Genomic DNA, 15,101 nt, shown 5'->3' on the forward strand with positions numbered 1-15,101 from the left:
TGATGAAAAAGACCCCCGGGATTAAAACGAACTCCCGAATGGAAAAGAACACAGGGATCAGCGCCAAACCTGCCTTTACGCGTGCAATTCCGCTATAGTAAGCCACACACAGATTACGCCTCCACTCACTGAGGCCGGGTTAATATCAGGCTACTTTTGATGACTTTATAACCTGACGCAAGTGCACTGCATGCTTTTGACTTTGTTGAGACACACCTTATGCAAATTGTTGTTAGATCACTGAAATTTACACTGTTCAGCCTCCTGTTTAGCCTTTCTTCCCTGAATTTTGCCAACCAACCGCTGGAGCTAAAACCTACCAGTGAACAAAGTAAAGCAGCAATTGATCTGGTGCAGAAGCTTGATCGTGAGCACTATCGCGATCAGGAATTTAATGATGCCCTTTCATCGCGATTTTTCGATGAATATCTGGAATCACTCGATAGCGCCAAAAACTTCTTTCTTCAATCAGATATCGCTGAATTTGAAAAATACCGTAAAACATTTGATGACGATTTCAAAAAAGGAAATCTGGACAACAGTTTTGCTATTTTCAATCGTTTTAATGAGCGCATGATCTCGCGCCTCGATAAAGTCATCAAAACACTGGATGACAAACAAAACAAATTTAATTTTGAGGTAGAGGAATCGATTGACACTGATCGGGAGAAAGCGCAATGGCCAGCTAATTCCGCTGAAGCGGATCGTTTGTGGAACAAGTATTTAAAGTCCAATTTATTGAATTCGATGCTCTCTGGTAAAACTTACGAAGAAAGCAAAACAAATTTGCGTAAACGCTACGCTAATCAACTGCGCCGTCTGAAACAGCAAACCGCAGAAGAAGCCTTTAGTGTGATGATGAATTCACTGACCACGCTGTATGATCCACACACAAATTATCTATCGCCAGAAAACGCTGAAAATTTTGACATCAGCATGTCACTTGAACTGCAAGGTATTGGTGCTGTATTACAAAGTGACGATGATTACACCAAAGTGAGCAGCTTGGTAGCGGGAGGCCCTGCCCAAAAGCAAGGCCAGCTAAAACCGAATGATAAAATTGTTTCGATTGCGCAAGGTGCCGATGGTGAATTTGTTGATGTCGTAGGCTGGCGCTTGGATGAAGTAGTAAAACTGATTCGCGGCCCCAAGGGTACGATCGTCCGTCTGGAAGTGATTCCAGCCGATCCGACAGCAACTGCCAACAAACAAATTACCATTAAACGTGAAACCGTAAAACTGGAAGACCAAGCTGCTAAAAAAGCAGTCTTTGAAGTTAAAGAAGGTGACAAAGTATTTAAAATTGGTGTTATTGACATCCCCACTTTCTATATGAACTTTGAAGCCTACCAAAAGGGTGATCCAAACTACAAAAGCACCACACGCGATGTCTATAATTTGTTGACCGAGCTCAATAAAGAAAAAGTCGACGGTGTCATTATTGACTTGCGCGATAACGGTGGTGGCTCACTGCCGGAAGCGGCCATGTTAACGGATTTGTTTGTTGACCCGGGCCCCGTTGTGCAAATTCGCCAAAGCGATGACACTATTTCACGCAATTATCGTGCATACCAACCCGCTGTATACCGCGCACCTGTTGCAGTGTTGATTAACCGCCTGAGCGCTTCCGCGTCTGAAATTTTTGCTGGCGCAATTCAGGATTATGGTCGCGGAATTATTATTGGCTCAACCACGTTTGGAAAAGGCTCAGTACAAAATCTTGTCGATTTAAAACACGGTCGCCTGAAAATTACGGAGGCAAAGTTTTATCGTATCTCAGGCGATAGTACCCAGCATCGCGGCGTGATTCCTGATGTACAACTACCGAGCCTGCTTGATCCATCCGAAATCGGCGAAAGCAGTTATGACAATGCCTTACCTTGGGATCGTATCCACCCTGCTCCGCATCAAAATTACTACAATATCAGCAAATATTTGCCGACCATTGAAACCAAGCATCAGGAGCGTATGGCGAAAGATCCGGACTTTATTTTCCTGAATAAACAAAGCGCAATGTTTAAAGAGGCATCTGAAAAGAAAACATTTTCGTTAAGGCTGGCAACACGTCAGGAAGAACAAAAGCAAATGGAAAAACGTGCACTGGATATGGAAAATCAAAAGCGGATAGCCAAAGGTGAAAAGCCATATACCGATTATTCCGCACTAAAGGCAGCGAACGGCGGTGACGAGGAAGAAGAGGTACCCGAGAAGGATAAAGAAATTAATCCAAAAGAAGATCCTTATTTAACGGAAGCAGGCCATGTACTGGCGGATTTTATTGATCAAATAAAAACGCCAGAAAAGAAAGTTGCTACTCAGTAATAATTAGTCAAATTTCGCTAACCTCATCATTATTTATTTTCAACTATGCACCCGATCAGCAATGCTCGGGTGTTTTTTTCAGAATATATAAGGTCCAACTATGATTGCAGTTTCTTTCAATGTGAATAGTATCCGTACTCGAATGCATCAACTGGAAGAAGTTGTTGAAAAACATCGGCCAGATTTTATTGGCTTACAAGAAACCAAAGTCAATGATCCGGATTTCCCTTTAGAAAGTATTAATGCGTTAGGCTACGATGTTGAATACTTTGGCCAAAAAACCCATTACGGCGTCGCACTCCTCTCACGTTATCCATTCAAAAAAGTCATCAAAGGATTCCCCGGCGATTCGGACGATGCACAACGTCGTTTTATTGGTGGAGTTTTTGATACTCCTCTTGGAGAAATTACTGTCCTGAATGGTTACTTCCCTCAAGGCGAAAGCCGTGACCATGCTGTCAAATTTCCAGCCAAACGGAAGTTTTATGCTGATTTATTGCAGTATTTAACAACAGCAGAAAATCCGGAAAAACACATTATTGTTATGGGCGATATGAATATCTCCCATCAAGATCTGGATATCGGTATTGGTGAAGAAAATCGTAAGCGCTGGTTGCGCACAGGAAAATGCAGCTTTTTGCCGGAAGAACGCGAATGGCTAAATGATTTATTAGCCTGGGGATTGAAAGATAGCTATCGGGAAAAAAATCCTGACTGTAACGGTTTTTTTAGTTGGTTTGATTACCGTAGTGGTGGTTTTGAAGATACGCCAAAACGTGGCCTGCGCATTGATTTAATCCTCATGACAAAAAGCCTGCTCGATAAATGTGTCGATACAGGGATCGATTACGATATACGTGGAATGGAAAAACCATCTGACCACTGCCCTATTTGGGTCGAGTTAAAATAGAAAATAAAAAATCGGCGAAAAGCCGATTTTTTTACTTGCCGTTTTGCACATGGGCTTTTATGAATAACTGCACATCTTCGGTAGATGTTCTTTGAGGACTTCCGCCAAATGTCGCGTGGCGGGGCCTGCAAAATCGCGGTCAGCAAAGGTTAAATACGTAGTCACTTCTCTGACTGAGCCAACTTCAACGGGCAAATATTTCAATCGCCCCGCCGCAATATCGTCATAGGTATAGGCATCGGGTAACCATGCATAGCCCAGCCCCATGCGTATAGCATCAATAGATGTTTTGATATGACTTACCGTCCAGCGTTGGTCAGCCTCCTGCCACCCTTCGGTGCGGCGGCGATACTGACCGGAATCACGCACAATAATCTGGCGGTGTTGGCGCATGTCTTCATGATTCACGGGGCGCCCCAGCTGCAGTAAAGGATGCCCGGGGCTTGCCACACCGTGCATTATTACTGTCACCAATTTCTCCCCCATAAACCCCGGCGGAACACGCCCCCCAATAGCCAAGTCAACCTGTCGCTGCAATAGTGCATCCTCGGTCCCACTCAACACAGACTCAAATATTTCTACGCGAGTATCAGGAAAGTCTTTTGCAAAAATCTCCAGACACTGCAGGATAAAAATTGGGGGGATAATAATATCCGCAGCGATTTTCACCAGCGGCTCAACGTGCACAGACAAGCATGCAGCAGACTTCTCCAGCCGCACCGCTTGCTCCAATAGCTGCTTTGCCCTGCGATACAGCAGCTCACCCGCAGGAGTTGCTACCGCTTTACGCCCCTGAAGATGAAAGACTTTGACATCCAATGCCGTTTCCAGCTGGGAAATTGCGTAAGAAACAGCAGATTGGCTCTTATTGAGCAACTCTGCCGCCTTGGCATAGCCCCCGGCATCAATAACCGCCAGCAACGCCCGCCATTGCTCCAGCGTCACTTTATTCTCTGTGATGGCCACAGCAGTGGATAGATTTGTCTCTTGTGTCATCACAGCCCTCTCAGAAAACGGTTGATTCATTCAATTATTCGATCATATACCGCTAAATATCGCTATTTATCATTTGATGGTCAAATCATTTAATAGATTCATGGCAATCAAGCCACTTAAATGATGAGGATCAAAACATGGCTACTCTTTTACAAATCAATAGCAGTTTGTTTGGCGACAATGGCAACTCCAGTCTGTTGAGTCAGGAATTTGTGCAACGCTGGAAAGCGCAAAACCCAACCGGCGATGTCATTGTGCGCGATTTTTCTAAAGAAACTGTTCCGCATCTGGACGCAAACCGTGTACAGGCGCTGTTTACACCCGCAGAAAACCGCACTGCGGAGCAGCAAGCCGTTGTGGATTACTCCGACAAGATCATCGCTGAAATAGAAGCAGCTGATGCAATCGTGATTGGTGTTCCCCTGTACAACTTTGGAGTGCCATCGACACTGAAAGCCTACTTCGACCATATAGCGCGCGCCGGTGTAACATTTAAATACACCGAGACAGGCCCGGTTGGATTACTCACCAATAAACCTGTTTACATTATTGCGGCACGTGGTGGTGTGCACAAAGGCCAAGCGAGTGATACCCAAAGCCAATTCTTGACAAATTTCCTCGGTTTTGTCGGCTTGAAAGATGTGCATTTTATTTACGCAGAAGGTTTGAACATGGGGCAAAAAGAACAAGCGTTTGATGCTGCAAAAGCAGAAATTGCCCATGAGGTTGCCGCCTGATTTATAGGGCATTTTGTTACGCAATATTACCAACATGTAACAACAGAGGAGATTTTTTATGCAACGCCAGTTACAGCAAATCCTGCAAGGCCGCGAGACCAGTGATGGTGCTGGTGTACGCATAAAACGCAGCCTTGGCCAGCATCAGCATGCACGCTTTGACCCATTTTTAATGCTAGATGAATTCGGCAGCTCAAGCGCCGATGATTATATTGCCGGTTTTCCTGCGCATCCGCATCGCGGTTTTGAGACAGTCACTTACATGCTCGAAGGCCATATGTTGCATGAGGATCATATGGGCAACAAAGGCCATCTGCGCAATGGTGATGTACAGTGGATGACAGCAGGACGGGGAATTATTCACTCGGAAATGCCGCAGCAAGAACACGGATTAATGCGAGGGTTTCAATTATGGCTGAATTTACCTGCAGCAGAGAAAATGAAACCGGCACATTATCGTGATATTCCTTCTGCGGAAATTCCTGTTGCGAATTTACCTAACGGTGGGCAAATCAAAGTGATTGCCAACACTGCGTTTATTAACGGGAAGGTCATCAGTGGTCCCATACAAGGGTTAACAACCGAAGCTATTTATTGGGATGTGCACTTGCCGGATCAGGTTGAGTTCCACCATGCACTACCCGAAGATCACAATACATTTTTGTATGTGTACGAAGGTGAAGTTGCGATTGGTGAAGACAAACGAAAGCTCACCAAAGGCAATGCAGGGTTGCTGGGTAAAGGCGATCAATTGAGTGTTCAGGCGCTCAGTGATGACACACGCTTTTTGGTGATCTCGGGCAAGCCCATTAAAGAACCCATAGTGCAATACGGCCCTTTTGTTATGAATACGACCGATGAAATAGAGCAAGCGATTCAGGACTATCGTGCAGGAACGCTTGCGGCAGAGTAATCATCACCTCTTTTTTGTTTTACCTTTTTACGCGGCAAGCCAATAACAACGGCTTGCCGTATTTTTTATACTGGCAAGCGTCTTCTGGACGAAAAGTAAATTATTTATTCAGATTATTATTGATAATCGCGCGCAATTTTCTCGCCGAGACTTCATCCAAAGGATCTAAAAATCCTCGTGCCCCTTCCGCAATATGACTGTACTTTTCAGCTTGCTCCGAAAAAATGTAATAATCAAACAAGCCTTTCCATGCCTCTTTTTCTTTTTGGGAAAGCTCGCGAATAGAAAGAATTGCATGAAACAATGCATTCAAAGGCGAATCCATAAAAGGCTTATCGTTGCGCCACCAATAATTGATCAACACATTGAGATCCTGTTTTGATTCCACCTGATGCCACCACATAGAAGGAACAAATAGTGCATCACCGGGCTCCAACTCTGCCACCTGTGCATGTTCAAGTGCGTAGCGAAAGCGCGGAAATTTTTCAAAGTCAGGGTTATCAAAATCAACCAAACTGATCGCTTGCCCTGAAGGGGTGAGATGCAATGGGCCGATGTACAAATTTTCTAGCTGGTCTGGTGGGAATAATGTAAATACGCGGCGGCCGGAAATACAGCAAGCGATATTATCGGGTGAATCAAAATGGGTGGCTGCTTTTGTGCGATTCCCCAGCCAAATACTGACTAAAGGATTCAAACCCTGTAAAGGCAAATCATTGTGCTCACGCATTCCCGGCAAATAGCGGTCAACAGCTGTAGAACCAACATAAACAATATCGGGATCAACCTGTTGCTTGGCATTCAGAAGATGATCAAATATGTAATTCAACGGCGCACGTTGGGTTTTGAAATCAAGGTTTTTGCCATCAATCGTGTAGGCAAAACGCCCGCCTGATTCCGATTTTGCTTCATAAAATAATACCGGCTGCCCTTGATAAAACGATAACAAGTAATCACAAATTGCCTGGTCAGATTCCAGCGCTTTTTGTACAACAGGCCAATGACTCACAAGCCCTTTGAGAATAATAGGCTGCCCGGCATTACCTAACGCAGCCAATATATTTTCAGGATTCACATCAGCAACACAAAGTGTCTTTTTAAGTGGAGTGATTTTTTTCAGGACATCTGACATAGACTCCCCCCTATCAATTGGATTTTTTCAATCCAGACTGCATGATCGAAGATAGTAATTTTCGCGTTGAGGTTACAGCTACCGCATAGCGATCAAATTTTTTGTAATCATCATCAAACAGCAATTTGGATTTTTCCAGTTCGGATAATGCGCTGCCCTTTGTCGATAACTCGGTCGAAAAACCCATGCCATAAAGCACATATAAATAACTGGCCGCCGGAAATATTTCTTCAGTGTGTAAAAGGTCGCGTTCATATGGAATACGCCTACGCCACAATTCAAGTAATTCTTTTAATCCATCGGGAATAGCAGCTGGGTTCACAGCATCTTGCCAATATTCAGAATCACGCCGTTCAGATAAAACATAATGCAATTTAAGAAATTCAATAATTCGCTGCCAACGATAGGTAAACACCTGATTGAATCGCCGCGCAACAATATCCATAGCAACAGCACTTTGAGGCAGCTCATCCCGGATCATAGAAACAGACAGTTCAACCAACGCCAGCGCCGAAGCCTCTAACGGCTCAATAAAACCGGCAGCCATACCAACAGCCACACAATTGCGATGCCAAAACTTCTCGCGATATCCCGGCTTTATGGAAAGCGTACGAAAGTTCAATGATCTTATGGCAGATTCATCAATCGTTTGACGTAAATAAGCAACCAGCGAATCGCCTGCTTGTTCATCACTTGCATGTGAAGAGGAATACACGTAACCAATACCACGACGGCTCGACAAACCTATATCCCATGTCCAACCCGTCGTGTGAGCAGTAGCAATGGTTGCACTCGCAACAGGCGCATCGGCAGTTGCATAGGGAACTTGTACTGCAAGTGCCCTATCGTTCATTGAATAGGCGCGTGCATCAATAAAAGGAATATTGAAATGCTCACCAATCAACAGGCAATGAGTGCCACTGCAATCAATAAATAAATCGCCTGAAATTGCACCATGATGCTGGGTATTAAGCGATGCCACATCACCATTATCAGACGAATTGATTGCAATCACATGATCACGAATATAAGTCACGCCAAGATTATTGATACAGTGTGACTTTAATAACTCTGCGAATTTTCCTGCATCAAGATGGTAACCATAATTCAATACCCCGGCATATTCCGGAGTCGATAATTGCTTGGGAGCCAAACCCTCTTCACAAATTCGCGACTGTATATTGGTGATCTCATCGTATCGCTTATGAGGAAAAAACGTTTTCCACATAGCAACACTGTCGCGCAAGCTATTACCGACTGGCATTGAGAATGGATGGTAATAGAAATCGTTGGGCGCACCGGTTCGCCAGCCAACAAACTTAGACCCCTGTTTAAAAGAAGCAAAACATTCGCGCACCAAATCAGTTTCAGAAATTCCGATTGTGCGCAGTGTTACACGCATGGATGGCCAAGTACCCTCGCCTACACCAATCGTACTGACATCTGGAGATTCAATTAAGGCAACCTTGATAGGAGAGTTATTTTTTTTGAATTCAGCCGCCAACAAACCTGCGGACAACCACCCGGCAGTGCCGCCACCTACAATAATGATCTGTTCAACATAATTGTTCATAATCAATATCTTTTAATTAATGCATAGCAACCAAGGCGTATATGAATGTGCAGTCAATTGCACAATCCATGTCACACATTTTTTATAGAGAGTTATTTTTAATGGCGCAATATTGCGCAATAAAATCTTCATGGCGAGGAAGTAATTCCAGATTTTTTGCAATATGATTACGAAACCCTTTCATGTAATTTTTAAACTCATCATCCGCCATGTTATCAACAATAGGCTGATAGTTTTTTGGCGTTACACCTTGACCAATAAGCACTTGGCTCCATCCATTGGTTCTGAATAACTCATCCCCGCCTAAAAATACCATTCCACTTTCGCTAAACATCTCCATGCGATGGCGAAGCGTATCGGGTACTGGCATAGTGCGTACATAATTCCAAAATTCACTATCGTTGCGGCGCGTTGCATGATAGTGAAGGATAATAAAATCCCGGATGCTTTCTGCTTCTTCACGCGACTGCCGGTTATATTCCTCAACCAATACAGGCTGCACTCCTCGCAGCGGAAATAAGCGCAGCAGACGAATCAAACCTGATGTCACCATATGAATACTGGTTGACTCCAATGGCTCAAGAAAACCTGAAGCCAGCCCAAGTGCGACACAATTTTTATTCCAACCTAATTTGCGCCGGCCTGTTTTGAATTGAATCAAGCGTGGTTCAGTTAACATAGCTCCATCTAAATGAGAGGCGAGTGTTTTTTCGGCCCAACCGCGATCAGTAAACTCACTGGAATAAACCACACCATTGCCAGTACGATTTTGCAACGGAATACGCCATTGCCAACCAAATGCATGCGCGGTTGAACTTGTGTACGCAGTGGCAGGTGCAGTCTTGTGGGTTTGCACCGCAAGAGCAGAGTCACAAGGTAACCAGTGCTGCCAATTTTCGTATCCTGTTTTTAACGTTTCTTCGATGAGCAGCCCCCGGAAACCAGTGCAATCAATAAAAAAATCACCTTCAAGAATTTTTCCATCATCAAGATGCAAACGGGTAATAAAACCAGACACTGCATCCTGTTCAACACGATCAACCCTCCCCTCCTGGCGAACAACACCAAGCCCCTCACTAAAACTCCGTAAGTATTTTGCGTAAAGCCCCGCATCAAAATGGAATGCATAATTCAACGCAGGGTTGTCGCATATTGCAAACTTTCCCGCACGTGCGGCTTCGTGCTCAAAACAATAAGCACCAAAAGGTGTTGTATCACCGAATGCTCTTGCTCGCGCCCAAAAATGCTGGAATTCGCCTGCCCAGAAAATTCTCCCTACCTGACCAAACGCATGAATATAGTCTTCGCCTATTTCACCCCAATTTTTGAAGTTGATGCCTAACTTAAATGTCGCATTAGTGGCGCGCATCATGTCCATTTCAGGAATGCCTATCAGTTTATGAAAGGCAATCATAGTCGGGATAGTCGCCTCACCGACACCGACAGTCCCAATTGCATCAGACTCAAGCAAGGTAACACTGACTTTCCCTTGGTATATTTTTCCTATCGCCGCTGCCGCCAACCAGCCTGCAGTCCCGCCACCCACAATGACAACCCGTTTTATTATTTGCATGGTCTTTTAATCCAAATAATGCAGCTTGATAATTCCGAAACAATCGTCGCTTTTATCAGATTCGCTTATTTTTAATATCCACCATTTGTTGGATATTGCTGATAGAACCAATAATTAAATAGGCATAACACAACAACCCGGAACGATGCAAGGCAATAATCTCGGCATCTGGTAGCGCCATCAACTTTTCTTTGCTGATAGTTGCATAGCGATTGTTTTCATAATGCGCGCCACCGGAAAAATTAACTTCTATTTTGATATTTTCAATCAAGTCCAAACGGGTAAACTCCGCCAACATTCTGTCAGCTTCCGCAACTCCCTCATGCACAACAGAGAGCACATTCGTTATTTTTTCCAGATAGGGTGAATTGCCACCGTAATGCAAAAACACGGGTTCACCTTGGCCGTCGTGTGCAATACGGGGGCTTTCCAAATCCACATAGACAACAGGCTCAACCACACCTGATGGGCGTTGCTGCATTCCGATGACAAATGGCTCACGATCAATCACCGCAGGAATATAAGGTACAAGCCACTGATCACCTGATAAAAACAGGTTTTCATTTGCTTCAAAACCAAACAACACAATCGTTAGCCAGGAACCATCTTCTGTGCGCTGAAACAATATCGGATAATATTTTTGTAATTCATTAAATTCTGTGGGATATACCGCGCACCCGCCTATCGCATCACCCAACTCCCCACCACGGCGAGTGACAATACGCAAATCTTTGTGCGCAATATTATTTAACAATTCATATTGAGCCATAAAAAATCCTCACCGACATTACAAAAAGCAAAGCCGCTGTTACCAGCGGCTTTGCTTGTCTTTTGCTACAAACTTCCTACCAATTAGAAAGTGTAACGCAAGCCAACTTGATAACGAGCACCCAAATCTTCCAGCGACAACAACTGCGCCTCTGAACGACCGTGAGTACGATAGTTCTCACCAGTGACGTTGATGCCTTCTGCAGTAAAGGTCAGGTTATCACTGAACTCATAACCAATAGACAAATCGATTTGTGAGTAGGCTTCAACGTATTGCGGCTGATTACCACCACCTGCGGTACGGCTCAACAAGAAGCTGTCACGCCAGTTGTATGCCAAACGAATTTGCCATGCATCTTTATCGTAGAAACCAACAACGTTGGCAGTATCCGACAAACCTGTCATCGCAAACTGGCCAGCAGTGGTGAGATTGTCGAACTCAACATCTGCATCTACCATCGTATAGTTAGCTTGTACACCGAAACCAGATTCACCAAACCAATGCTGTGCAGCAACTTCAAGACCATCAATTACCGCTGATTTGTCGTTTACCGGCTTGTTTACTTGCCAAATCAACAGCGGGTCATCATTGTCAGCACGAACCCAACGACCATTTGATGAAATAAATGCCGGGTCTGAATTTGCCAATACGTAAGTATGCAGCGCCTCTTCGTTCACTTGAGGAATACCACTGGCAATCGCGGTTTGACCCAAACGTACGTCACGCAGACCGTAGGCAGTTTCATTAAAAATCTGGGTACCAATGAATCCATCGACATCTTTACGGAAGTAACCCAATGACACGTAGCTGTCATCGGTGTAATACCATTCCGCAGACACATCAACGTTTTGCGATTCCATTGGTTTCAAACCAGCATCGCCTGCGTTAGCAGTACGCTGCAATAAACTGTTCAAACCAACATCAGGACGCAAATCCGCGTAGCTCGGACGACCAATAGTTTCACTGTAAGAGAAACGCAATTTCAGTGAATCTGTCGGGCTTATGTCAAAGTCTATATTTGGCAACAGATAATCGTAAGAACCAGTTTTTCTTTGTTGCGTTTTTTCTGCCGCGTAAACAACGGACCAATCGTTGTCACTTTCCCACCACAAAATGGTTGGCTCATTGACCAATGACGATGAAGTTACATCAGTCTCTTCATAACGCAAACCGACTACCAAATTTGATTCCAAACCACCCAGTTCAAAATTGGAATTGAATTGCGTGAATGCGGATTTACTTTCTTCTTCAATAGTACGGTTAGTTGTATAAATACCATTCCACTGGACTTTGCCATTCACGAAGCCATAGAAATCTTGCGGATACTTTCCACTCGCATTAATCGCTTCGGCAGTCTCGATGATTTTTGGCAAATTCGCATCAACACCAACGAAGAACAAATCATCTTTAGTGGTTGAACCATAATCAGGGAAGTCTTTACCAAAATCGCGGCTTTCGAAGTATTGATCAGGGAACTCTGCCGGATCTATACCATCCCAGTTACCCACACCTTGACGATTGTCACCGGATGCGCGGCTGCTGTTAAGATCTTTGCGTTGTTCGATACCAAATTTCAACCCGGCGTTTTCGAAGAAACCACTGCCATTGAATTGAAATTCTCCAATCAATTGAGTTTGTTCAATTTCAGTACGAGTGTGCGAACGAGGATTGTTAGTCATAGCGCCACTAACATCACCACCATCAATCACACCATTACAGTTACCGCTGTAATAATCATCACGAGGAGCGCGCTGACGCAAAATACAATCGTCAGTAGTTACACTCATCAGTGGCATGTCTTTAGACCAATCCACATATTCACTGGTGATGATGTTAGCGTTCAAACCAACTTCGATACCCTGACTGTTGTTGTTCGCACTTGAATTGTGATGATCAAGCGTTAATTTCAACTGATCATTCACTTCAAAGGCGACATTCAGGCCTAATGAATTATTTTGCGTTAACGAATCAACATGACCCGCTGCGAAAGACACGTCCTTCAGGCGGCTGACACCGTTGGTGAGGTAAGACTCGCGATAAATAACAGGTGTGCGTACTGCGCCGTTATCAAAGGTGAGCTCAGAGATAGCATCTACGTTAAACCATACCGACTGCTGTGCGCGCTCGGAAACACGATCAAGCTCAGAGAAAGTGTAGTCCAGAGTTGTGGTTAAACGCTCGGTTGGCTTGAATTGAATAATCGCTTGGGCATTAGTGCGCTCACGCTTATTATCCTGAACTTCATAGCGAAGATCTGTTGGCAGTGCGTATAAGTCGCCATTGTCAGGTGCATTATTGATTACAACACCACTTTTGAAACGACTTGTAGATGTATCATCCCAAGTATTCAAATTCGCCCAGTTGTTTACAAAGTTATTCGCATTGGAACTGTCACGGCGCTGATACGATCCGCTCACCGCTACACCGAACGTATCTTCATCATTCACCCAAGAACCCATGCCAGATACTTCAGGGGTAATTTCATCACCCGCACCAGAGCGCACTGTTTCATCCTGAATGGCTTTTACACCAATAGAGGCGCGGCTACCTGCTTCCAGAGGACGAAGAGTTTTGATATTGATCGTTGCACCCAAACCACCAGTTGCAACGTCAGCGCGACCCGTTTTGTACACTTCTACGCCGAACACTGACTCAGAAGCGAGGTTGGCAAAGTCGTAGGCGCGCGTTGATGAATCACCAGTATTGCTGTTGGCAACCGCTGGCATCACACGACCATTTAAGGTCACCATGTTCAATTCAGCACCGATACCGCGAGCGGTCACTTGTGAGCCTTCGCCATCGGAACGATTGATCGAGAGACCTGAAATGCGCTGCAGTGATTCAGCAAGGTTGGAGTCAGGCATCTTGCCGATATCTTCGGCTGAAATGGCATCAACAACACCTACCGCATTGCGCTTGGTGTCCATCGCCTGAGCAACGGATGCACGAATACCTGTAACCATTACTTCTTCTACAGAATCGTCTTGTGCGTAAGTCATGCCGCTGAGACTGGCTACTGCAGCTGTAACTGCAGTGGCCAGAAGTTTTTTCTTAAAGCTTATCGTTTTGTACATGAAGCTCTCCTTTTTTATCGTCAGGAATTATGTTTTCCGGTACACGCATACTTGGATAAACACCGTAAAGGTGTTTATCCAAATATGATCACCTTCAGTGACGAAGATGAATTCTCTAAAGCACTCTTGTTTTTCGTTATTTAAAGGGCAAGCCCAAACATCCTTGCGATATTTTTTTGTTGTCCACTCTGACTGCCAAGCAGAGACCCGCACCTCCACCAAGCAATTTGTGCGCAAAACTACTCCCATGTGACAGCGCTGTCAATTATTTAAAAATAGAAATATTGTAAAGATAAGTGGGAAAAACCAAACACAAGTTATAGTCAGAAAAACAATATAAAATCAGTCTTTTGACTATAAGACACGCCAATCAACTGGATTTTTGCCTTGCTTTTGCAAGTATTGATTCGCTGTTGAAAAGTGGCCGCAGCCAATAAATCCGCGGTGTGCAGACAATGGAGATGGATGAGGAGCTTTTAAAATAAGATGTTTGCGCGCATCAAGAAATGCTGCTTTTTTTTGCGCATAACTTCCCCACAATAAAAAAACAACATTGTTACATTGATCATTGACCAATTTGACAGCCCTGTCAGTGAACATCTCCCAACCTCGCCCTTGATGAGAACCCGCTCTCGCCTGCTCAACTGTCAAGGTCGCATTGAGCAACAAAACCCCCTGGTTTGCCCATGATTGCAAACATCCATGTGATGGGATTGGAAGCCCCAAATCCCGTTGCAATTCTTTGTACATATTTTGCAAAGAAGGAGGTGTAGGAACGCCTTGCTGGACGGAAAAACATAATCCATGCGCCTGATTAGGCCCGTGATATGGATCCTGCCCCAGAATAACTACCTTGACCTGATCCAACGGCGTACTGTTGAACGCGTTGAAAATATTTTTAGATGCAGGATAGATCACTTTGCCCTGCTGCTTTTCCGCGAGCAAAAATGCCTTGAGTTGTTGCATATACGGCTGCTCAAACTCGCTGGAAAGATGCATTAACCAACTGGGATGGAGGTCTATTTTTTTGGTGACAGCAGACATATTGATTTCCCGCAAATAAAAAGCCCGGCATTGAGCCGGGCTTTTTACAAGACTAAAC

The 15,101-nt window shown here is 44.5% G+C and carries 11 protein-coding genes; 4 read left to right on the plus strand and 7 right to left on the minus strand.

Features of this window, described 5'->3' with window-relative positions; all coding sequences use genetic code 11:
• The first annotated feature begins 219 nt into the window (after positions 1–219).
• Positions 220–2,322, plus strand: a complete 2,103-nt coding sequence (locus VC28_RS06605) for a carboxy terminal-processing peptidase (protein WP_049629949.1) — start codon at positions 220–222, stop codon at positions 2,320–2,322.
• 100 nt (positions 2,323–2,422) lie between these two features.
• Positions 2,423–3,232 (plus strand): exodeoxyribonuclease III, encoded by an 810-nt coding sequence (gene xthA, locus VC28_RS06610; protein ID WP_049629950.1) that lies wholly within the window; start codon positions 2,423–2,425, stop codon positions 3,230–3,232.
• 57 nt (positions 3,233–3,289) lie between these two features.
• On the opposite strand, the gene VC28_RS06615 is transcribed toward xthA, so the two are convergent.
• Entirely contained in the window at positions 3,290–4,228 is a 939-nt protein-coding gene (locus VC28_RS06615; protein WP_049629951.1) for a LysR family transcriptional regulator, read from the minus strand.
• 137 nt (positions 4,229–4,365) lie between these two features.
• Here VC28_RS06615 and VC28_RS06620 point away from each other — a divergent pair, with 137 nt between their 5' ends.
• Both VC28_RS06620 and VC28_RS06625 read left to right on the plus strand, forming a co-directional pair.
• Positions 4,366–4,965: an FMN-dependent NADH-azoreductase gene (locus VC28_RS06620; RefSeq protein WP_049629952.1), complete on the plus strand. Its 600-nt coding sequence runs from the start codon at positions 4,366–4,368 to the stop codon at positions 4,963–4,965.
• Between the two features lie 58 nt (positions 4,966–5,023).
• The gene (locus VC28_RS06625) at positions 5,024–5,878 is read left to right on the plus strand and encodes a pirin family protein (protein ID WP_049629953.1); all 855 of its coding nucleotides are present in this window, start codon (positions 5,024–5,026) and stop codon (positions 5,876–5,878) included.
• A 100-nt stretch (positions 5,879–5,978) separates the two neighbouring features.
• On the opposite strand, the gene VC28_RS06630 is transcribed toward VC28_RS06625, so the two are convergent.
• From VC28_RS06630 to ung, 6 genes are all read right to left on the minus strand, one after another.
• A complete protein-coding gene (locus VC28_RS06630) occupies positions 5,979–7,010 on the minus strand; it encodes a cupin-like domain-containing protein (protein ID WP_053094164.1) in 1,032 nt (343 codons plus the stop codon).
• Positions 7,011–7,023: 13 nt separating this feature from the next.
• Positions 7,024–8,583 carry a tryptophan halogenase family protein gene (locus tag VC28_RS06635; RefSeq protein ID WP_197085490.1) on the minus strand — a complete coding sequence of 520 codons (1,560 nt, stop codon included), beginning with the start codon at positions 8,581–8,583 and terminating at the stop codon, positions 7,024–7,026.
• 82 nt (positions 8,584–8,665) lie between these two features.
• A complete protein-coding gene (locus VC28_RS06640; RefSeq protein WP_049629954.1) occupies positions 8,666–10,156 on the minus strand; it encodes a tryptophan halogenase family protein in 1,491 nt (496 codons plus the stop codon).
• Between the two features lie 55 nt (positions 10,157–10,211).
• Positions 10,212–10,925, minus strand: a complete 714-nt coding sequence (locus VC28_RS06645; protein WP_049629955.1) for a SapC family protein — start codon at positions 10,923–10,925, stop codon at positions 10,212–10,214.
• Positions 10,926–11,008: 83 nt separating this feature from the next.
• Positions 11,009–13,999 carry a TonB-dependent receptor gene (locus VC28_RS06650; RefSeq protein ID WP_049629956.1) on the minus strand — a complete coding sequence of 997 codons (2,991 nt, stop codon included), beginning with the start codon at positions 13,997–13,999 and terminating at the stop codon, positions 11,009–11,011.
• A gap of 354 nt (positions 14,000–14,353) precedes the next feature.
• The gene (ung, locus tag VC28_RS06655; protein WP_049629957.1) at positions 14,354–15,043 is read right to left on the minus strand and encodes a uracil-DNA glycosylase; all 690 of its coding nucleotides are present in this window, start codon (positions 15,041–15,043) and stop codon (positions 14,354–14,356) included.
• Positions 15,044–15,101 lie beyond the last annotated feature (58 nt).

This window comes from Cellvibrio sp. pealriver, assembly GCF_001183545.1.
Lineage (GTDB): Bacteria > Pseudomonadota > Gammaproteobacteria > Pseudomonadales > Cellvibrionaceae > Cellvibrio.